The sequence below is a fragment of the Enterobacter sp. 03-F-07-AD-ECC genome, from assembly GCF_047530935.1.
Classification (GTDB): Bacteria; Pseudomonadota; Gammaproteobacteria; order Enterobacterales; family Enterobacteriaceae; genus Enterobacter; species Enterobacter cloacae.
The window spans coordinates 255,198-277,209 of record NZ_JBLKBZ010000005.1 but is presented as its reverse complement, the minus strand read 5'-3'; the positions used below and the strand labels follow the sequence as shown (position 1 = coordinate 277,209).

Genomic DNA, 22,012 nt, shown 5'->3' with positions numbered 1-22,012 from the left:
AAACAGGATTTCCCGGCGATGCAATCACTACAACGTAAAGTTCTGCGCACCATCTGTCCCGATCAAAAAGGGCTGATCGCACGAATTACGAACATCTGTTACAAACATGAATTGAATATCGTGCAGAACAACGAATTCGTTGACCACCGTACCGGTCGTTTCTTCATGCGTACCGAACTGGAAGGTATTTTCAACGACACCACTCTGCTTGCCGATCTGGACAGCGCGCTGCCGGAAGGTTCCGTACGCGAGCTGACGCCAGCAGGCCGTCGTCGCATCGTGATTCTGGTGACCAAAGAAGCCCACTGCCTGGGCGATTTGCTGATGAAAGCAAACTACGGCGGTCTGGATGTCGAAATCGCCGCCGTTATCGGTAACCACGAGACGCTGCGTACGCTGGTAGAGCGTTTTGATATTCCGTTCGAGCTGGTGAGCCATGAAGGCCATACGCGTGAAGAGCACGACAACCTGATGGCTGAGGCTATTGAAGCGCACAACCCGGACTACGTTGTCCTGGCGAAATACATGCGCGTGCTGACGCCCTCCTTCGTGGCGCGTTTCCCGAACAAAATTATCAACATTCACCACTCCTTCCTGCCCGCCTTTATTGGCGCACGTCCCTACCATCAGGCCTATGAACGCGGCGTGAAGATCATCGGCGCAACGGCGCATTACGTGAATGACAATCTGGATGAAGGCCCAATCATCATGCAGGACGTGATTCATGTGGATCACACCTACACGGCGGAAGACATGATGCGTGCCGGACGCGATGTTGAGAAGAACGTTCTGAGCCGCGCACTCTATCAGGTGCTGGCGCAGCGCGTATTCGTTTACGGTAACAGAACGATCATTCTTTAATCGACAGTGAAATGAATTGGTTAGCTTTACAGCTTTGCGGGTAAAAATCAGGCAACCAGTTTATTTTTCTTGTGGTAACGCTTTACAGGGGCGTGTCATTTGATATGATGCGCCCCGCTTCCAGCAGGAAGCAGGCCAGTACAAGCATTACCCCGTGGTGGGGTTCCCGAGCGGCCAAAGGGAGCAGACTGTAAATCTGCCGTCATCGACTTCGAAGGTTCGAATCCTTCCCCCACCACCATCTCTCAGCACGACCTCAAAATTAGAATTACCCCTGGTGGGGTTCCCGAGCGGCCAAAGGGAGCAGACTGTAAATCTGCCGTCATCGACTTCGAAGGTTCGAATCCTTCCCCCACCACCATTACTTCCATGTCGCAGGGCGCAACGCGCCGAGTAATCCTTCCCCCACCACCATCAATTCCAAAAAATCATAATAGAACCTAACCGAGCACATTTTCGTAGGCCGGGTAAGGCGCAGCCGCCACCCGGAGACAGACGGCTACATCGGCGGCAAGCGTCGCTTCACCGGTGAGCTCTTCACAATCGACGTATTACACTGGGCGTGCTCCGCCAGCCCGTCCAGCAACACATCCAGTTGCTCAATTGACCGCACCACCAGCCGGATGACAAAACAGTCTTCACCGGTCACTTTGTCACTTTCAATGCACTCCGGCATCGCCTGGATGTATTTATCCACTTTATGTAACAGTCCAGGCAACGGGCGAACCCGCACCAGCGCCTGCAGCGTATAACCTAACGCCGCCAGATTGACCCGCGCACCGTAACCCTGAATCACTCCACGCTCTTCCAGCCTTTTCAGGCGTTCTGCCGTGCTGGGCGAAGTCAGACCAACACGACCGCTGAGCACCTTCAGCGACATACGCGCATCCTCGACCAGACAAGCCAAAATTTGGCGATCGATATCATCGAGAAGGTATTCCATCGTTTTCACCTAATTTTAAAAAGCCATTCGCGTATTTAACCTTATCTGAACCCTGTAAAACCCGACAGCAATTTTCGACAATAGCGTCATCAACCAGGAGGTGAATGATGCGTGACTTACATAAAGGCGTCTGGCAAATGAGCCTGGCGATGTTAATTTCCGGCTCGATTGGCGCGTTTGTTTTACTCTCCGGACTGCCAGTGTCAGAAGTGGTTTTCTGGCGCTGTCTGATCGGCGCAATCGCACTGTTCATTTTCATTCGAATGAGCCAAAAACCCTTTAGTCCCCTCACCCGTACCTCTCTGCTGCTGGCTATTCTCGGCGGGGTAGCATTAGTGGTGAACTGGCTGCTGCTGTTCGCTGCCTATGAACGTATTTCGATTGGCCTTTCCACTGTGGTCTATAACACTCAGCCCTTTATGCTGGTGATGATGGGTATGTTATTAGGCGAACGCGTCAGTCTGGTCAAATGGGGCTGGCTGTTTCTTGCCTTCGGCGGGGTGATAATTTTGCTCTCAGGCAAACTGTCCGGTTCCCATGGCTCAGCCTGGCTCGCGGGGATCGGTCTGGCACTGGGTGCGGCGTTCTTCTATGCGTTGACGGCGATTATTGCCCGCAAACTGAAATCCATCGCGCCACAGCATATAGCGTTTATTCAGGTGCTGACAGGCGTGGTAATGCTACTGCCGTTTGCCCGTATGCCCGCCTTGTCCGCTGATTTTCCGTGGCCAATTTTACTGACGCTGGGCATTGTCCATACCGGTATCATGTATCAGCTGTTGTATAGCGCCATCCAAAAACTTCCGACGCCCATTACCGGTTCACTGTCCTTTATCTATCCGGTAGTAGCCATCGTTGTCGATAATGTGGTCTTCGGGCATTCGCTGGATATTACCCAACTGGCGGGCGGCGCGCTGATCCTGTTTGCTGCGGCAGGCAATAACCTGGGCTGGGGCGAAAAAAAACCCCGCGAATGCGGGGTTAGTATCAAAACGACAAATTAGCGACGGGCACGCACAATCTGGTATTTGCGCGTCAGGTACTCCACCGGCGCGCTCCAGATGTGCACCAGACGAGAGAACGGGAACAGCACAAACAGGGTCATACCCAACACCAGGTGCAGGCGGAAGATAAACGCCACCCCATCCAGATGTTCAGATGCGCCTCCGTGGAAGGTCACTACGGACTGCGCCCATCCCACCAGCTTCATCATCTCGCTGCCGTCCATATGCTGCGCCGAGAATGGAATGGTCAGCAGACCCAGTGCGCACTGAACCATCAGCAGAGAGAGGATCAGGATATCCGCCGTGGTAGTGGTAGCCCGCACGCGCGGACTGAACAGACGGCGTTTCAGCAGCAGCAGACCACCCACCAGGGTCATCACGCCACAAGCGCCACCGGCGATCATCGCCATCTTCTGCTTCACTTCGATGGGCAGCCACGCTTCATACATCCAGTGTGGCGTCAGCATTCCCAGGAAGTGACCGGCAAAAATCCCCAGAATACCGATGTGGAACAGGTTAGACGCAACGTGCATCCCTTTACGATCCAGCATCTGGCTGGAGGCAGCACGCCAGGTGTACTGGCCATAGTCATAACGCAGCCAGCTTCCCACCAGGAACACGGTGCCCGCGATATACGGGTAAATGTCAAAGAAGAACATATTCAGGAAGTGCATTAGTGCCGTCCTCCGTTAGAGATATTCAAATATTGCGGGGCAACCGCGCCGGCAAAACGACGCTGGTGAGCCGAAATTTCAGATTCGCCGCAGCTCTGGTCAGCAAAGAATTTCACCTGCTCTTCTTCCCAGACCGCATCCAGCGCCTGTGGCGTGTCGTCGCGGGCTTCGTCCGCAATTTTCTCCGCCACTTTTTCACTGTCGACCGAGGCATTCGCCAGCTTCACCAGCACCCCAAACAGCGCCGCATAGCGGCTCTCGCGCTGCTGAAGACGGGCGCTGAGCAACGCCAGAATCGGCGCGATGTCCTGCAGACCACCCAGCGCTTCTTCTTTTGGCAACTGCGCCAGATACTCCAGGTACAGCGGAAGATGATCCGGCAGCTCGCGGCTGTCGAGCTGCAGGCCGTGCTGCTCGTACTGGGCCATCAGGTCCACCATCGCCTGCCCCCGATCGCGGGATTCACCGTGAACGTGTTCAAACAGCAGCAGCGAGGTTGCGCGACCGCGATCAAACAGCTGGCTGTAATCCGCCTGTGCATCGAGAAGATCGCGCGCTAACAGGTCGCGGAGGAAAACGCCCAGTGTCTGGGCATCTTCTTTATCCAGGTTTTCAGAGGACGCGAGCGCATCAAAGAGTTCCTGCTGATGCTGCGCCAGCGCGGCATCCGGGTACTCCAGCAGACGCGAAACAATCACGAGTTCAATCATGGGTGCGGCTCCGTTTTGCTGGTCACATCCATGGCGTCGATGCGGCGGCTGTTGAACAGGTTGAATTTGCTGTCAGACCCGTGGCAACCGTCGCCAAAGCTAAAGCCACAACCGTTTTTCTCCGGGAAGGCTTCGCGGGCCAGTTCACGGTGGCTGCTTGGTACCACGAAACGATCTTCATAGTTGGCAATGGCCAGGTAGCGGTACATCTCCTGGGCCTGCGCTTCGGTCAGGCCGACCTCTTCCAGCGCACGGGTGTCGGTCACGCCGTCCACGGTTTCCGCACGTTTGAAGTGGCGCATCGCCAGCATACGTTTCAGCGCCAGCAGTACCGGCTGGGTATCGCCTGCGGTCAGCAGGTTTGCCAGGTACTGAACCGGGATACGCAGGCTCTCCACGTCCGGCAGAATGCCGTTGCTGCCCAGCTCGCCTGCATCCGCGGCTGACTGAATCGGCGACAGAGGCGGTACGTACCAGACCATCGGCAGCGTGCGGTATTCCGGGTGCAGCGGCAGGGCCAGCTTCCAGTCCATCGCCATTTTGTATACCGGAGACTGCTGCGCCGCGTCGATTACGCTCTGCGGAATGCCGTCTTTCAGCGCCTGCTCAATCACTTTCGGATCGTTCGGGTCAAGGAACACGTCCAGCTGACGCTGGTACAGATCTTTCTCGTTCTCGGTGCTCGCGGCATTTTCAATCGCGTCCGCGTCATACAGCAGCACGCCGAGGTAACGAATACGGCCTACGCAGCTCTCGGAGCAGACGGTCGGCATACCGGCTTCGATACGCGGGTAACAGAAGATGCACTTCTCTGACTTACCGCTCTTCCAGTTGAAGTAGATTTTTTTGTACGGGCAGCCGGTGATGCACATACGCCAGCCGCGGCACTTGTCCTGGTCGATCAGCACGATGCCGTCTTCTTCACGCTTGTAGATGGCACCGCTCGGGCAGGTCGCCACGCACGCCGGGTTGAGGCAGTGCTCACACAGACGCGGCAGGTACATCATGAAGGTGTTTTCAAACTGGCCGTACATCGCCTTCTGCATGTTCTCGAAGTTCTGGTCTTTGGCGCGTTTTTCGAACTCGCCGCCCAGAATTTCTTCCCAGTTTGGACCGCTGGTAATTTTGTCCATGCGCTGGCCGGTGATCAGCGAGCGAGGACGGGCGATCGGCTGGTGCTTACTTTCCGGCGCGTTATGCAGGTTCTGGTAGTCATAGTCAAACGGCTCGTAATAATCTTCGATACCCGGCAGATGCGGGTTGGCGAAGATTTTACCCAGCAGCATCGCACGGTTACCCATGCGCGGCTGCAGCTTACCGTTGATTTTACGGATCCAGCCACCCTTCCACTTCTCCTGGTTTTCCCAGTCGGTCGGGAAGCCGGTACCCGGCTTACTTTCCACGTTGTTGAACCAGGCGTATTCCATCCCTTCACGGCTGGTCCAGACGTTCTTACAGGTGACTGAGCAGGTATGACAGCCGATGCATTTATCCAGATTCAGCACCATACCGACTTGTGAACGAATTTTCATTTTACGCTCTCCTGTACCTGGTCATTACCTTCGCCATCTAACCAGTTAATATTTTTCATCTTACGTACCACCACGAACTCATCGCGGTTAGAACCTACCGTACCGTAGTAGTTAAAGCCGTAGGCCAGCTGTGCATAGCCACCGATCATGTGGGTCGGCTTCGGCGTAATACGGGTCACGGAGTTGTGAATACCGCCGCGCTGCTCGGTGATCTCTGAACCCGGCAGGTTCACGATACGTTCCTGCGCGTGGTACATCATGGTCATCCCGGCCGGTACGCGCTGGCTCACCACCGCACGCGCCGTCAGGGCGCCGTTGCTGTTGAACACTTCGATCCAGTCGTTATCTTCAATACCCAGATCTTTGGCGTCCGCTTCACTCATCCACACAATCGGACCACCGCGGGACAAGGTCAGCATCAGCAGGTTGTCGCTATAAGTAGAGTGGATCCCCCACTTCTGGTGCGGCGTCAGGAAGTTCAGCGCCTTCTCCGGGTTGCCGTTCGATTTCGCGCCCATCACCGCTTTCACGGAGCGGGTGTCGATTGGTGGACGGTAAACCAGCAGGCTTTCGCCGAAGTCACGCATCCACTGGTGATCCTGATACAGCGACTGACGACCGGACAGAGTACGCCATGGGATCAGCTCGTGAACGTTGGTATACCCGGCGTTATAAGAGACATGTTCATCTTCCAGGCCAGACCAGGTCGGGCTGGAGATAATTTTGCGCGGCTGCGCCTGAATATCGCGGAAGCGGATTTTTTCGTCTTCTTTGTTGAGCGCCAGATGCGTATGGTCGCGGCCGGTGAATTCACTCAGCGCTTTCCAGGCCTTCACGGCAACCTGGCCGTTGGTTTCCGGTGCCAGGGTCAGGATCATTTCTGCCGCATCAATCGCCGTATTCAGCATCGGCTGGCCTTTGGCCGGGCCGTCCGCTTTGGTGTAATTGAGCTTGCGCAGCAGATCCATTTCGCTCTGGGTGTTCCAGGCAATCCCTTTCCCGCCGTTGCCGATTTTCTCCATCAGCGGGCCGATAGAGGTAAAGCGCTCGTAGGTCGCCGGGTAGTCACGTTCCACCGGAATAATGTGCGGTGCCGTTACGCCCGGGATCAGGTCACATTCACCTTTTTTCCAGTCCTTCACGTCCAGCGGCTGCGCCAGTTCAGCGGCGGAGTCGTGCTGGATAGGCAGCGTCACCACGTCGGTCTCTTTGCCCAGGTGCCCTACGCAGACTTCAGAGAATTTCTTCGCGATGTCTTTGTAGATATCCCAGTCGCTTTTTGATTCCCACGCCGGGTCAACGGCCGCAGACAGCGGATGAATAAACGGATGCATATCCGAGGTATTCATGTCGTCTTTTTCGTACCAGGTAGCGGTAGGCAGCACGATATCGGAGTACAGGCAGGTGCTGGAGAGACGGAAGTCGAGAGTCACCACCAGATCCAGCTTGCCGTCGAGACCGTTGTCTTTCCACTCCACTTCTTCCGGCTTCACGCCGCCCTGCTTGCCGAGATCTTTACCCTGGATACCGTTTTCGGTACCGAGCAGGTATTTCAGCATGTACTCGTGGCCTTTACCGGACGAGCCCAGCAGGTTGGAACGCCAGATGAACAGGTTACGCGGATGGTTTTTACCGTTTTCCGGCTGCTCGGCCGCAAAACGGATTGAACCGTCTTTCAGAGACTTAACGGTGTAATCCACCGGCGACATCACTGCCTTCTTCGCCTCTTCTGCAATACGCAGCGGGTTAGTACCCAGCTGAGGCGCGGACGGCAGCCAGCCCATGCGTTCGGCACGGACGTTAAAGTCGATCAGATGACCGCTGTAGCGGGATTTATCTGCCATTGGCGACAGCAGCTCCTGCGCGGTAACCGTCTCATAGCGCCACTGGCTGGAGTGGTTATAGAAGTAGGAAGTGCTGTTCATATGACGCGCCGGACGCTGCCAGTCGAGGGCAAACGCCAGCGGCTGCCAGCCGGTCTGCGGACGCAGTTTTTCCTGGCCCACGTAGTGCGCCCAGCCGCCACCGCTCTGACCGACACAGCCGCAGAAGATCAGCATGTTGATCAGGCCACGGTAGTTCATATCGAGGTGATACCAGTGGTTCAGACCGGCACCGACGATAATCATTGAACGACCATGGGTTTTGTCGGCGTTTTCTGCGAATTCACGGGCGATACGGGTGATCTGCGCACGCGGTACGCCGGTGATCTGCTCCGCCCAGGCTGGGGTGTACGCCTTAACATCGTCATAGCTGGTTGCGCAGTTTTCATCGTTCAGACCGCGCTCCAGACCGTAGTTGGCCAGCGTCAGGTCATACACGGTGGTCACCAGGGCGCTAGAGCCGTCGGCCAGCTGCAGGCGTTTCACCGGCAGTTTGTGCATCAGGACGTTCTGTAGCTCAACCTTGTTGAAGTGCTCAGAACCTTCGCCGCCGAAGTACGGGAAGCCCACTTCTGCGATCTCATCCTGGCTGCCCAGCATGCTCAGGCGCAGCTCGGTCTCTTCGCCGGTTGTACCGTTACGTTGTTCAAGGTTCCATTTGCCCTTCTCACCCCAGCGGAAGCCGATTGAACCGTTTGGCACCACCAGCTCACCGTTGCTGTTATACGCGACGGTTTTCCACTCAGGGTTGTTTTCCTGGCCCAGCGCGTCCACCAGATCTGCCGCACGCAGCGTACGGCCTGCTGCGTAGTAGCCGTCACGTTCTTCCAGCATCACCAGCATAGGCATGTCGGTATAACGACGCACGTAATCGGTGAAGTACTGGCTTGGTTTATCGAGGTGGAATTCACGCAGCATGACGTGGCCCATCGCCAGCGCCATTGCGGAGTCAGTACCCTGTTTAGGCGCCAGCCACAGGTCACACAGCTTGGCAATTTCGGCGTAGTCCGGGGTCACCGCAACAGTTTTGGTGCCTTTGTAACGCACTTCAGTAAAGAAGTGGGCATCCGGGGTACGGGTCTGCGGTACGTTGGAGCCCCAGGCGATAATGTAGCTGGAGTTATACCAGTCGGCGGACTCCGGCACGTCGGTCTGCTCACCCCAGGTCTGTGGAGACGCTGGCGGCAGGTCGCAGTACCAGTCGTAGAAGCTCAGACAGGTTCCCCCAATCAGGGAAAGATAGCGCGCGCCGGAAGCATAAGAGACCATCGACATCGCCGGGATCGGCGAGAAGCCTGCCACGCGGTCAGGACCGTAAGTTTTGACGGTATAGACGTTAGAGGCGGCAATCAGCTCATTCACCTCTTTCCAGGAGGAGCGAACAAAACCACCGCGGCCACGCGCCTGCTTGAAGCTTTTCGCTTTATCGGCGTCTTCGATGATGGATGCCCACGCCTCTACCGGATCGCTGTGCTGCACCTTCGCTTCACGCCACATTTTCATCAGGCGCTTGCGCATCAGAGGATATTTAAGACGGTTCGCACTGTAGAGATACCAGGAGTAGCTGGCGCCACGCGGGCAGCCACGTGGTTCATGGTTCGGCATATCCGGGCGGGTGCGCGGATAGTCGGTCTGCTGCATTTCCCAGGTCACCAGACCGTTTTTAACGAAAATCTTCCAGCTACACGAGCCAGTGCAGTTTACACCGTGGGTTGAACGGACGACTTTGTCATGCTGCCAGCGCTGGCGGTAGCCGTCTTCCCAGTCCCGGTTGGTATCCAGAACCTGGCCGTGCCCATCGGCAAAAGTTTCACCCTTCTGTTTGAAGTAGCGAAACCGGTCCAAAAATTTGCTCATCGGGTATCTCCTGTGTGGAGCCTGTGGCTCTCTAAATCGACATTGCTGATTTGCAGCGAAGGTAACGTCCTGTAAGAGAGGGATAATTGATAACGATCAAGACGGAGGGGGACTATGAAGTAAGGTGTTATAGCGAATACCACCAAAGCGGTAGAATTTTTATTTTTATATCATGATGATTTTTAAAGGTATTTTTTATTTATCGTACAATAAGCCCGCCTGTTTTTAACATCTCGGGTATTAAGGGGTAGGCTCGGCTGAAAAGCGATGGCGATCACAGAGTTACCTGCGGGCGGGACGTTAGAAAACTCATGAGTATGTTGTAACTACTGAGGAAACAAAAAAACGCGACCCGAAGGTCGCGTAAACGGATAATCAAACTTACTTATTTTTCTTGGAATTACGGCCATATACCAGCCACGTGATGGCGACACAGGCGATATAGAAAACGAGGAATACTTTCATTGCTCCTGCCGGGGAGCCGGTCAGGTCCAGCGAGATCCCGAACGCTTTTGGAATAAAGAAGCCACCGATAGCGCCAATCGCGGAGATAAAGCCCAGCGCTGCCGCCGTATCCGTTGCCGCTTCGCGCATGGCCTGCTCTTCGCTACCGCCCTGCGCTTTCACGCGGTCCATGGTCAGCTTACGGAAGATGACGGAGATCATCTGGAAGGTAGAAGCACTTCCCAGCCCGGCCGTCAGGAACAGCACCATAAACACGCCGAAGAAGGCGATGAAGTTACCGCCCTGTCCGTCGGCTGGCAGGGTCAGGAACAGCAGCGCACAGAAGACAGCCATCACAACGAAGTTAATCAGCGTCACGCGGGTCCCGCCCAGACGGTCAGAGACCATGCCGCCCAGCGAACGCGCCAGCGCGCCAATAAACGGTCCAAAGAAGGCGAACTGCAGAATTTGCACCTCCGGGAACTGGGTTTTCGACAGCATGGCAAAGCCCGCAGAGAAACCAATGAACGAGCCGAAGGTCGCCAGATAGAGCAGCGCCATCACCCACAGGTGGCCGCGCTTCAGCACCGGCAACTGCTCGCTCAGGGATGCCTTCGATGCAGACAGGTCATTCATAAAGAACCAGGCCGCAAGGGTAAAGACCACCAGGAACGGTACCCAGATCCAGGCCGCGTTTTGCAGATAGAGGGAAGAGCCATCTGCCTGCGTCACACCACCGCCGCCAAACGCCGCGAAGATAGAGACGGAGATCGCCAGCGGTGCAATCAGCTGCATTACGCTGACGCCCATGTTACCCAGGCCGCCGTTAATCCCCAGCGCACCGCCCTGCTTCGCTTTCGGGAAGAAGAAGCTGATGTTTGCCATGCTGGACGCGAAGTTTGCGCCCGCAAAGCCGCAGAGCAGAGAGATGATCACGAACACGCTAAATGGCGTGGAGGTGTCCTGCACAGCAAAACCGAGCCACACGCAAGGCACGATCATGATACCGGTACTGAACGCCGTCCAGCGACGGCCGCCAAAAACCGGCACCATGAACGCGTAAGGCACGCGCAGCAAGGCTCCCGACAGCGACGGCAGCGCGGTCAGCATAAACAGCTGATCGGTGGTAAAGGTAAATCCGACCTTAGGCAGGTTCACCGCTACCGCGCTGAACAACATCCAGACGCAAAACGCTAACAATAAACATGGAACGGAAATCCACAGATTTCGGCTTGCGACACGGTGGCCGCGCTGCTGCCAGAACGCCGGATCTTCCGGACGCCAGTCAGTTATAACGGCACCATTTTCCCTTTCGGGAGCGGATGTGTGACTCATAGACACCTCTGATTCTCGAATGATGCTGCAAACATTAGGGTTTTAGGGCGGCGGTAAGTTGATATAAATCAAAGGAAAAGTGGGAGGATTTGCGGCGAAAAAAAAGCCATCATCCTTAATGAGTAGAGTAAAACGTTAAAAAAGACGTGGTTTTTCACAGGACTGACGTCTCGCTGTCCATTCCTCCCCCTGAGCCTTACCCCATTGGCAATTTAGAGGTAATCCTTTATTGGTATGGGTATACTCCAGGGTATGCACCAGAATAACGCCATTCCTGCAAGCAGGCCACGTCAGGAGCCCGGCAACTCTATGTTAAAAAGATGTTTATCTCCGCTAACACTCGTCAATCAGGTCGCCCTGATCGTTTTGCTGTCCACCGCCATCGGCGTGACCGGCATGGCGATTTCCGGCTGGCTGGTACAGGGTGTACAGGGTAATGCCCATGCCATCAACGAGGCAGGCTCACTACGCATGCAGAGTTATCGTCTACTGGCATCGGTGCCGTTAACCCAGGACGATCAGAAGCTGCTGGACGATATGGAACATACCGCTTTCAGCACCGAACTGGAAAGTGCCGCGATTCGTGCCGGTCAGGAATCCCAGCTTAAAGCCCTTCAGGGCTACTGGCACACTCAGCTGGAGCCGGGGTTAAAGCAGGCGAAAAATCCTAATACCGTTGCTCATGATGTCGCCGGGTTCGTTTCCCGCATTGATACCCTGGTCTCCTCTTTCGATCAAACCACCGAATTACGCATCGACCGGGTGGTGATGATCCACCGGGCGATGGCGCTGTTTATGGGGCTGCTGCTGATTTTCACCATTGTCTGGCTGCGCGCCCGGCTGCTAAATCCCTGGAAGCAACTGCTGGCGATGGCCCGCGCGGTGACTGCCCGGGATTTTACCCAGCGCACCCACATCAGCGGACGTAACGAAATGGCGATGCTGGGCCAGGCGCTGAACACCATGTCAGATGAACTCGCCGAGAGTTATGCGGTGCTGGAAAAACGCGTACAGGAGAAAACCGCGGGGCTGGAGCAGAAAAACGAGATCCTCTCGTTCCTGTGGCAGGCTAATCGCCGCCTGCATATGCAGGTGCCGCTGTGCGAACGTCTCTCCCCGGTCCTGAATGGCCTGCAGAATCTGACCCTGCTGCACGACCTGGAGCTTCGGGTGTACGACATGGAAGATGAAGAAAATCACCAGGAGTTTACCTGTCAGTCAGACATGACCTGCGATGACAAAGGCTGCCACCTGTGCCCACGCGGCTTACCGCCGCTGACCACCAGCGGCACGACGCTAAAATGGCGGCTGACAGACAGCCACACCCAGTACGGTATTCTGCTGGCGACCCTGCCCGCCGGGCGTCATCTGAGCCACGACCAGCAGCAACTGGTGGATACGCTGGTTGAACAGCTGACGGCCACGCTGGCACTCGACCGCCATCAGGAGAAGCAGCAGCAGCTGATCGTGATGGAAGAGCGCGCCACCATCGCCCGCGAACTCCACGACTCTATCGCCCAGTCGCTCTCCTGTATGAAAATGCAGGTCAGCTGTCTGCAAATGCAGGCCGCAGAAATGCCGGAAAGCAACAAAGCGCTGCTGAGCCAGATCCGCAACGAGCTGAATACCTCCTGGGTACAGCTTCGCGAATTGCTGACCACCTTCCGCCTGCAGCTCACCGAGCCCGGCCTGCGCCCGGCGCTGGAAGCAAGCTGCCAGGAATTTAGCGCCCGACTGGGGTTCCCGGTGAAGCTCGATTACCAGTTACCGCCTCGTTTTGTGCCTTCTCATCAGGCCATTCATTTACTGCAGATCGCCCGCGAAGCGCTGAGCAACGTGCTAAAACACGCTGACGCGACGGCGGTCACCGTTACCGTTAGCCAGCACGATAATCAGGTGAAGCTCACGGTTCATGACAACGGCCGCGGCGTGCCGGAAAATGCCGAACGGACAAACCATTACGGTTTAATTATCATGCGAGACCGCGCCCAAAGCCTGCGCGGTGATTGCCAGGTTCGTCGGCGAGAAACAGGTGGCACAGAAGTGGTTGTCACCTTTATCCCCGAAAAACCCCTCACAACTATCCAGGGAGAAACCCATGACTAATCAGGAACCGGCATCCATCCTGTTGATTGACGACCATCCGATGCTGCGTACTGGCGTAAAACAGCTGGTCAGCATGGCACCTGATATCACCGTGGTTGGCGAAGCCAGCAACGGTGAACAGGGCATTGAACTTGCCGAATCGCTTGATCCTGATTTGATCCTGCTCGATCTGAACATGCCAGGCATGAACGGTCTGGAGACGCTCGATAAGCTGCGTGAAAAATCGCTGTCGGGACGCGTGGTGGTCTTTAGCGTCTCAAACCATGAAGAAGATGTCGTCACGGCGTTAAAACGCGGTGCAGACGGCTACCTGCTGAAAGACATGGAGCCGGAAGATCTGCTCAAGGCCCTTCAACAGGCTGCGGCAGGCGAAATGGTATTGAGCGAGGCGTTAACCCCGGTGCTGGCCGCCAGCCTGCGGGCAAACCGCGCCACCTCCGACCGCGACGTCAGCCAGTTAAACCCGCGCGAGCGCGATATTCTGAAGCTGATTGCCCAGGGTCTGCCGAACAAAATGATCGCCCGTCGTCTGGATATCACCGAGAGCACGGTCAAGGTGCATGTGAAACATATGCTGAAGAAGATGAAGTTAAAATCCCGCGTTGAAGCCGCCGTGTGGGTGCATCAGGAACGCATTTTCTGAGGATTACTCATCCGGGAGTAACTTCCAGCGCGGGTCGTCGTCAGGTAACGCGACAAGCGGCTGAACCACGGTAAGCGTGATCTCATTGGATGAGACGCGCTGTCCTTTTTCATCTTCAACCACCGCCGACAGGTGCCAGCGGTTCTTCGCCCCGTCACTGTCATCCCAGGCAGGCATAATCACACTCCAGCCATCGCTGCTGTGCGTGTTGGCCGGTGCAGTCAGGCTCAGTGCCTGGGTATCGCCCTGCCAGTGGATCTGCCGAATACCATGAGTGCTGCGTACCTGAAGCTTGAGCATCACGGTCTCGCCCCCTTTCAGATCCCACGGCGGGGTCGCCAGCCAGACGGAGAGCGTTTTGCGCTGGCGGAACTCCATTACCGGCAGATTATCCCGCTCCGGTGAATCATAGCGACTGCCGCGCAGGGAGCGCGTGGCGGCAACTTCGCTGGCAGAAAGCTGCTTGGCAAGGGGCACGCCGAAGCGGTAGTTGAGCTTAAGCCCGAGGTTGTTCTGACTCGCACCGCTCTCCCCCTGCTTATGCGCCGCCGTCAGGGTGACCAGCGGAACAGGCGTATAGTTAAGCCCCAGGTTGACCGCCACCGGGTTGTGATAGCCGGTTCCACTGTTGAACAGGTCAACGTTGTCACCAAAGTACTGCTCGAAGCTGACGCTAGTGTTGAAATGATGAAACCACGGCAACCAGGCTTTAGCGGTCACGTCATAGCCACGCGCCATGCGCTGCTCCTGCACGTCCGAACTCTCGCGCCAGCTGGCCAGCGGTTGATAGTAATTGGCAGACAGACGCAGATTCTCGCCCCACGCCTCCGCGCCCAGCCCGGCACGCTGCAGGTTTTCATCAAGCAGGTTATCGTAAAAGGTGTTGTAGCCGAGCAGCCATTTTCCGGCAACCCAGCGCTGACCGATGCCGGCATTGCTCACCAGGCCGTCACTCTGCTGCGTCAGCCCCAGCTGGCTCCAGCTCAGGTAACGGTTGTTATCATTCCAGGGGATGAACCAGCTCCCGCTGCTGCCGTTAAAGTTCCCCTCGTCATCCACCAGTAAATTGACGCTGGCGTTGCCCCAGGGCGAGAGCCAGGACTCAATCTGCTGATTCACCTCGCCGCTCACCGCGTCACGCACCTTACCAAACGCGAACTGACGCGCCTGCTCGCCGGTGGTGAGGCCGTTATCGGTCATACTGGCTTCGCCAAAGGCTTTTGCCATTTCGGCCAGGTGCTTTTCCCCCTCGTCTGTTGGCGTCGCCATGCCGAGATCGGGCAAACTGTCCCCGTTGTTATCAAAGGGGTTTTCTGCCTGTTGCATAAAGGAATTCGGGGCACCGTGAACGGCACCCGCCGTAAGAAGTGGGAGTAATAACAGAAAGCGAATGCGGGACGATACAGCCATCAACGTCGTAAATAAGAACCTGTGTTTATGAGGCAACGCTTTTAATGTTAACGCGATAAGCTGTGAAATGCAGTCTTAGCGCAAATTTCAGGAATATCCTGAACATTATTGTCGCCTTACCCGACACTCTTAGACCATTATCCAAACAGCCCTTTCAGCTCCGGCACGCAGGAACCGCAGTTGGTGCCACACCGTAGTTTCGCCCCCAGCGCTGCAACGGAATCGCACCCGCCGACAATCGCCTCCCGTATCGCATTTTCCCCGACGCAGTAACAGCTGCAGATAATGCGTCCCGGATCGACACTCTCCCCCGCGCCCGCGCCGTTCAGGAGCGCATGCCGCTCCGCAAGCGTCTCTGGAGCCCGACGAAAAGCCTCTTCAATAGTCGCATGCGCCAGCGCTGGCAACGTAGTCCCTTCCCAGAATCCGAGCATCAGCTCGCCGTTATGCCATGCCAGTACGCTGCTGCGCGCATCTGTCCGGGCAAGTTGTAGCTGCCAGCCCTGCTGTTCAGCATACTCTTTCACCCACGGCATCAACGGTTCGTCAGCCGCCACCGTCAGGCGTGATGCTTTGCGCCACCAGTGTACCGAAGGCGGCAGTTCCGGCAGCACACGGGCATACAGCTCTCCCTGCCATTCAGGCTGCCATGGCATGATCCTGACGGCGGTCTGTTTACTCTCCGGCTGGCCGGACTGCGGATCGCAGCGCCCTTCCACCAGCGTATTGACCTTTCCCTGACGGGCAAACTGCGCATTCCAGTGCATGGGCGCGAATACTTCACCCTCCCTTTGTCCATCGTTGATACGTACTTTTGCCACCATCACTCCACGCGGAGAGCTGATCCGTGCCAGTTGCCCGTCGCAAAGGGCGAAACGCGCGGCATCTGCAGCGCAGATCTCAACGCAGGGCTCAGAGATATGCTGCATCAGCCCGGGAACATATCCCGTACGGGTCATGGTATGCCATTGATCGCGGATGCGTCCGGTATTCAGCAGCAACGGATATAACGCATCTGGCACCGCGCCGTGCGGACGCGGGTCAACGGGCACCACATTCCGGTGGGGAAAATCGCCCGCCGCCCACTGATAAGGCTCAAGCTGATCCCAGTCCTCACGGGTAAGCCCCGCCAGCGCATGCAGATTAAACGCCCGTGCCCCGTCATTCTCAAATGCCGACAGCGCCGCATGTTCACAAAAAATTTCCTGCGGATGTTCCCAGGCAAAGGCCTCACCATAGCCCAGCTGTTTCGCCACCTGGGCAACTATCCACCAGTCCGGTTTTGCCTGGCCCGGGGCAGCCAAAAAGGCGCGCTGGCGCGAGATCCGCCGTTCGGAGTTAGTGACCGTGCCGTTTTTCTCTCCCCAGCCCAGCGCCGGGAAACGAATATGGGCGTAGCGGCTGGTGTCAGTCTCCTGCATCACCTCAGAAACAATGACCAGCGGACAGTTCGCCAGCGCCTGACATACCGCGTGACTGTCCGGCAGCGAGACGGCCGGATTGGTGCCCATGATCCATACCGCCTTCACATCACCGCGGGCAATGGCGTCAAACAGCTCAACGGCCATCAGGCCCGGCGTTTGCGCCAGCCGTTCGGTTCCCCAGAAACGTGCCACCCGCGAGAGATCGTCCGGCTCGAAGTTCATATGCGCCGCCAGCTGATTCGCGAGTCCCCCCACTTCCCGTCCTCCCATCGCGTTTGGCTGGCCGGTCAGCGAAAACGGCCCGCAGCCCTGACGGGCAAATTTCCCGCTCGCAAGATGAACGTTAATGATGGCGTTGCACTTGTCGCTGCCGCTGGAAGACTGGTTGATCCCCATGGTGTAGAGCGTAATGGCACGCGGCGCCGTGAGGAACCAGTCGTAAAACGTGGCAATCTCCTGTGCATCAAGACCACAAAACCCGGCCACGCGGGCAATCGGCCAGTCGTCAGTACCCTGAATCAGATTGAGCAAACCGACAAACAGCCCGGCGTCACTGCCGGGCGCGAGTGCCAGATGCAGGTCGGCGATATCACAGGTGGCGGTTTTACGCGGATCGATCACCACCACTTTCATCTGCGGATTGTTTTGCCGCGCCTGAACCAGCCGCTGATAAAGCACCGGATGCGTCCATGCCGCGTTTGAACCCACCAGCACCACCAGATCGCTGTTCTCCACGTCCTCATAGCTGCACGGCACCACATCTTCGCCAAATGCGCGCTTATAGCCTGCTACCGCCGACGACATGCAGAGCCGCGAGTTGGTATCGATGTTCGCCGCGCCGATAAACCCTTTCATCAGCTTATTGGCAGCGTAGTAATCCTCGGTGAGTAGCTGGCCGGAGGCGTAAAACGCCACCGCCTGCGGCCCCCAGGTGTCGATAATCGCCCGCAGCCGCTCGCCAGCCGCGCTTAACGCCTGCGGCCAGTCCACCTCCAGCCCGTCCACCACCGGGTGCAGCAGCCGCCCCTGCAGGCCCGTGGTTTCACCTAACGCCGCGCCTTTGACGCACAGCCGTCCAAAACTGGCGGGATGGCGTTTATCGCCGCGCACCGTGACCTTGTCGCCCTCAACCCGGGCCACCACGCCGCAACCGACGCCGCAGTACGGGCACGTTGTTCGGGTTTCATTCATGATGCCTCCGCACGCACCAGCAACGCGTCGTTCCCCACCCACACCTTGCCGTTTTCGATTTTCACCGGCCAGGCGCGCACCGCAGGCTCACCGTTATCCACCTGGCAGCCGTCGCGCAGGCGAATACGCTGTTTATAGAGCGGCGAGATGACCACCGGCTCACCCGCCGCATCGCCAAGAATACCGCGTGACAGTACGTTCGCATCGCTGCCTGGCTCCTGATCGTCAAGGGCATAGACCGATTTGCCAAAACGGAACAGCGCGATCGGCTTACGCCCCAGCCGGGCGCCGATCCCCGCCTGCTCCGGGATCTCATCCAGACCGCAAATTTCCTGCCAGCGTTTACTCTCTTCCGTCGCCGGACCGTTCACCGCCGTGCGGAACAGCGCCAGACGGTTCGGATCGTTAAGCGTGGTCTGCCATTCACACTGATACGTTTCCACCACACGGGCCATCTCCTGCTCCAGCTCGTGCGCAATACCGAGGCTATCGTCGAGGATCACCTCCCGCAGATAGTCGAGACCGCCTTCAAGGTTGTCCATCCAGGTGCTGGTCCGCTGCAGGCGATCCGCCGTGCGAATGTAGAACATCAGAAAACGGTCGACGGTACGGATCAGCGTCTCTTCATCCAGATCGCTGGCGAAGAGATCCGCGTGTCGCGGCTTCATGCCGCCGTTGCCGCACAGATAGAGATTCCAGCCCTTGTCCGTGGCGATCACGCCGACATCTTTGCTTTGCGCCTCGGCACACTCGCGGGTACAGCCGGACACCGCCATTTTGATTTTGTGCGGCGCGCGCAGCCCCTTGTAACGGTGCTCCAGTTTGACCGCAAGACCAGTGGAGTCCTGCACGCCATAGCGGCACCAGGTTGACCCGACGCAGGATTTCACGGTACGCAGAGATTTACCGTACGCATGCCCGGTTTCAAATCCGGCCTCCACCAGCGCCTGCCAGATCTCCGGCAGCTGCTCCAGCGTGGCGCCAAACAGGTCAATACGCTGGCCGCCGGTGATCTTGCTGTACAGCCCGTAGCGCTTTGCGATCTGCCCGATAGCAATTAGTCCGTCGGCCGTTACTTCCCCGGCGGGCATGCGCGGCACGATAGAGTACGTTCCGTCCTTCTGAATATTGGCAAAGTAGCGGTCGTTGGTGTCCTGCAACGGCAGATGCGCCGGTTTCAGCAGGTATTCGTTCCAGCAGGAGGCCAGCACTGACCCCACCAGCGGTTTACAGATCTCACAGCCGTGCCCTTGGCCGTAGCGGCTAATCAGCTGGTCGAAGGTACGAATATGGTTGACGCGCACCAGGTGATATATCTCCTGACGTGAGTACGGGAAGTGCTCACAGATATCTTTTTTCACCTCCACGCCCTGCTCAGCCAGCTGGAACTCCATCACCTGTTTCACCAGCGCGCTGCACCCACCGCAGCCGGTCGCCGCTTTGGTGCACTGCTTGATGGCACCGATCTCCGTCGCACCGGCGCTCACTGCCTGGCAGATATCGCCTTTGCTGACGTTATGACAGGAGCAGATCTGCGCGCTGTCCGGCAGCGCCGCCACCCCCAGCGCTTTTGGCGCGCTACCGGAGAAGGCTGACAAGATGAGCGTTTCAGGCTCTTTTGGCAGGCTGATTCCGTTAAGCATCATCTGCACCAGCGTGGCGTATTCGCTGGCATCCCCCACCAGCACGCCGCCGAGCAGGGTTTTGTTGTCATGGCTGACGACAATTTTTTTATAGATTTGCTGCGGGCCGTGGGTCCACTGGTAGCTCAATGCCCCCGGCGTACGGCCATGGGCATCCCCAAACGAGGCCACGTCCACGCCCAGCAGCTTAAGTTTGGTGCTCATATCCGCGCCGGTGAAGGATTTCTCCTCACCCGCCAGCGTGGCCGCCGCCACACGTGCCATCTGATAACCCGGCGCCACCAGACCGAAGATTTTACCTTCCCACAGCGCACATTCCCCGATGGCGAAGATGTCCTTATCTGAGGTCTGGCAGGCGGTATCAATGCAGATCCCGCCACGCTCGCCGATTGCCAGGCCGCTGCTGCGCGCCAGCGCATCCTGCGGGCGGATCCCGGCAGAGAAGACCACCATATCGGTGTCCAGCTGTTCACCGTCGGCAAAACGCAGGACCAGTCCATCGTCGGTGGCCGCAATTTCAGTGGTGGCTTTGCTGGTGTGAACCCCGACGCCGAGCGCTTCTATTTTTTTACGCAGCATCGCCGCGCCGTCGTTGTCGAGCTGTACCGCCATCAGGTTGGGGGCGAATTCCACCACGTGGGTTTCAAGCCCCAGCTGTTTGAGGGCGTTGGCCGCCTCCAGCCCGAGCAGGCCACCGCCAATGACTACGCCGCGTCGGGATCCCTTCGCATGCGCGGCAATGTTATCGAGATCGTCCAGCGTACGGTAGACAAAGCAGCCCGGCAGCGTGTTGCCCGGCACCGGCGGCACAAACGGATATGAGCCGGTCGCCAGCACCAGTTTGTCCCAGTGGGTTTCGTGACCGCTGGCGGTACGCACAACGTGCGCGTCGCGATCGATGGCGACAATTTGCTGCGACAAACGCAACTCTATGCCGTGTCTGGCAAAGAAGTCGCCCTCCACCAGCGAGAGGGACTCCGCGCTGCGGCCGCCAAAATACTCTGAGAGATGGACGCGGTCGTAAGCGGCATAACGCTCTTCGCCAAAGACGACAATCTGGTATTGCTGATGCAGATTGCGGTTTACGCAGTCTTCAAGAAAATGGTGGCCGACCATACCGTGCCCAACCACCACCAGAGTAGGTTTTGTCATAGCGTTCTGTCCTGCAACCTGCGGTTGCGTCGTAGTGAATCGATCGAACAGCCAGTCCACGTGTGCGGGCGCAGCCGTTGCCAGTAAATCGGTAAATGTTGCCGCGCTGCGGCAATCTCCCATCAGCAGTACGCCAGCCAGCGCACCGCGATGAATCAGTAAGCGACGGTAGTGACGGGTCAGCGGATCCCACGCGTCCCAGACCGTATCCTCCGGTTGCGCCGTTACGCGCCAAGCGCTGAAGAGCTCCACACCGGTGACCTTCAGGCGCATCCCGCTGTCGGTATGGGCAAAAGGCACAGGGGCGTGCCCTGCCAGCCGGGCGGCCAGAATGTCCGCCTGTGCCAGGCAGGGGGCAACCAGGCCAAACGTCTGACCGTCGATTTCGCAGCACTCCCCAATGGCGCTAATAGCCGGGACGGAGGTCTTCATCTGCTGGTCGACCACAATGCCACGGGCGCAGCGAATACCGCTGGCGCTTGCAAGGGCGATGTTGGGCTGTACGCCAGTGGCCAGCACCACGCGCGCGGCGCTAACCTGGCGTCCGTTGTGTAGCGTCACTGAATCCGGCGCGATTGCCGCGATCCCGGACGACAGCTCGCAGCGCACGCCGCGCTCCGCCAGCGCAGCCTCCAGCAGCAGCCCCGCCTGCCGATCCAGCTGTTGTTCCATCAACCACGGTCCGCGATGCACCAGCGTGACATTGTCACAAGTTTGTGCCAGCGCCGCTGCCGTCTCAACGCCCAGCACGCCACCGCCCAACACCACCGCTGGCCCCGGGATCTGCGCAATGGCTCGCGTATCCTCAAGGCGGCGGAAGGTAAAGACGTGTGGCGCATCGCCCCCGGGGATCGGCGGCACGAACGGTATCGACCCGGTGGCGAAGACCAGTTCATCCCACGCCAGCGTGGTCTGCGCGGTACGGATTTCCCGTTTCGCCACGTCCACGGCTAGCACCTTTTGCCCCCTGAGCACCGTGACGCCGCGCTCGCGGTACCAGTCATCGTCCTGCAGGCGGATCTGTTCCGGACGTTTTTCCCCACCCAACACCGGCGAAAGCTGGATGCGGTTGTACGCATGCTCAGGCTCCTCACCCAACACGGTGATCGCGAAGCGGCCAGGCGCACGCCCGGTCAGCGAGGCAATCAGCCGTGTTGCTGCCATTCCATTGCCGATAATGACCAGTCGCATCGTGGTGCC

13 protein-coding genes and 2 tRNA genes are annotated in these 22,012 nt (G+C 57.7%); 6 read left to right on the top strand and 9 right to left on the bottom strand.

The window, feature by feature from the left end; all coding sequences use genetic code 11:
* Positions 1-18: 18 nt before the first annotated feature.
* The 3 genes from purU (at position 19) to ACMWKA_RS10665 (ending at position 1,222) form a co-directional block, all read left to right on the top strand.
* Positions 19-861, top strand: a complete 843-nt coding sequence (gene purU, locus ACMWKA_RS10675; protein WP_013096262.1) for a formyltetrahydrofolate deformylase — start codon at positions 19-21, stop codon at positions 859-861.
* 156 nt (positions 862-1,017) lie between these two features.
* Positions 1,018-1,102: transfer RNA gene (locus tag ACMWKA_RS10670), tRNA-Tyr, on the top strand.
* 35 nt (positions 1,103-1,137) lie between these two features.
* Positions 1,138-1,222: transfer RNA gene (locus ACMWKA_RS10665), tRNA-Tyr, on the top strand.
* A gap of 138 nt (positions 1,223-1,360) precedes the next feature.
* Here the strand turns inward: ACMWKA_RS10665 and ACMWKA_RS10660 are convergent.
* The gene (locus ACMWKA_RS10660; protein ID WP_029883844.1) at positions 1,361-1,804 is read right to left on the bottom strand and encodes an Lrp/AsnC family transcriptional regulator; all 444 of its coding nucleotides are present in this window, start codon (positions 1,802-1,804) and stop codon (positions 1,361-1,363) included.
* 107 nt (positions 1,805-1,911) lie between these two features.
* Here ACMWKA_RS10660 and ACMWKA_RS10655 point away from each other — a divergent pair, with 107 nt between their 5' ends.
* Entirely contained in the window at positions 1,912-2,808 is an 897-nt protein-coding gene (locus tag ACMWKA_RS10655; RefSeq protein ID WP_414760210.1) for a DMT family transporter, read from the top strand.
* On the opposite strand, the gene narI is transcribed toward ACMWKA_RS10655, so the two are convergent.
* The 5 genes from narI to ACMWKA_RS10630 form a co-directional block, all read right to left on the bottom strand.
* Positions 2,805-3,482, bottom strand: coding sequence for a respiratory nitrate reductase subunit gamma (gene narI, locus ACMWKA_RS10650; protein WP_013096259.1), 678 nt, complete (start codon positions 3,480-3,482; stop codon positions 2,805-2,807). The two genes, ACMWKA_RS10655 and narI, sit on opposite strands and share 4 nt — an antisense overlap.
* Positions 3,482-4,192, bottom strand: a complete 711-nt coding sequence (gene narJ, locus ACMWKA_RS10645; RefSeq protein ID WP_038419837.1) for a nitrate reductase molybdenum cofactor assembly chaperone — start codon at positions 4,190-4,192, stop codon at positions 3,482-3,484. The genes narI and narJ overlap by 1 nt, the downstream gene beginning before the upstream one ends.
* Positions 4,189-5,724, bottom strand: coding sequence for a nitrate reductase subunit beta (narH, locus tag ACMWKA_RS10640; protein WP_013096257.1), 1,536 nt, complete (start codon positions 5,722-5,724; stop codon positions 4,189-4,191). Before narH ends, narJ begins: the two co-directional genes overlap by 4 nt.
* Positions 5,721-9,464 carry a nitrate reductase subunit alpha gene (locus tag ACMWKA_RS10635; protein ID WP_414760192.1) on the bottom strand — a complete coding sequence of 1,248 codons (3,744 nt, stop codon included), beginning with the start codon at positions 9,462-9,464 and terminating at the stop codon, positions 5,721-5,723. The genes narH and ACMWKA_RS10635 overlap by 4 nt, the downstream gene beginning before the upstream one ends.
* 381 nt (positions 9,465-9,845) lie before the next feature.
* Positions 9,846-11,243 (bottom strand): NarK family nitrate/nitrite MFS transporter, encoded by a 1,398-nt coding sequence (locus tag ACMWKA_RS10630; RefSeq protein WP_013096255.1) that lies wholly within the window; start codon positions 11,241-11,243, stop codon positions 9,846-9,848.
* 309 nt (positions 11,244-11,552) lie between these two features.
* Here ACMWKA_RS10630 and narX point away from each other — a divergent pair, with 309 nt between their 5' ends.
* Together narX and narL are read left to right on the top strand one after the other, a co-directional pair.
* Positions 11,553-13,349, top strand: a complete 1,797-nt coding sequence (narX, locus tag ACMWKA_RS10625; RefSeq protein ID WP_414760191.1) for a nitrate/nitrite two-component system sensor histidine kinase NarX — start codon at positions 11,553-11,555, stop codon at positions 13,347-13,349.
* Positions 13,342-13,992, top strand: coding sequence for a two-component system response regulator NarL (narL, locus tag ACMWKA_RS10620; RefSeq protein ID WP_414760190.1), 651 nt, complete (start codon positions 13,342-13,344; stop codon positions 13,990-13,992). Before narX ends, narL begins: the two co-directional genes overlap by 8 nt.
* Before the next feature lie 3 nt (positions 13,993-13,995).
* Here the strand turns inward: narL and ACMWKA_RS10615 are convergent, their stop codons facing one another.
* The 3 genes from ACMWKA_RS10615 to nirB all read right to left on the bottom strand — a co-directional run bounded on the left by ACMWKA_RS10615 (position 13,996) and on the right by nirB (position 22,003).
* The gene (locus tag ACMWKA_RS10615; RefSeq protein ID WP_414760189.1) at positions 13,996-15,402 is read right to left on the bottom strand and encodes a YchO/YchP family invasin; all 1,407 of its coding nucleotides are present in this window, start codon (positions 15,400-15,402) and stop codon (positions 13,996-13,998) included.
* Positions 15,403-15,539: 137 nt separating this feature from the next.
* The gene (locus ACMWKA_RS10610) at positions 15,540-18,017 is read right to left on the bottom strand and encodes a molybdopterin-dependent oxidoreductase (protein WP_414760188.1); all 2,478 of its coding nucleotides are present in this window, start codon (positions 18,015-18,017) and stop codon (positions 15,540-15,542) included.
* On the bottom strand, positions 18,014-22,003 hold the full coding sequence (nirB, locus tag ACMWKA_RS10605) for a nitrite reductase large subunit NirB (protein WP_414760187.1): 3,990 nt from the start codon (positions 22,001-22,003) through the stop codon (positions 18,014-18,016). The genes ACMWKA_RS10610 and nirB overlap by 4 nt, the downstream gene beginning before the upstream one ends.
* Between the last annotated feature and the right edge of the window lie 9 nt (positions 22,004-22,012).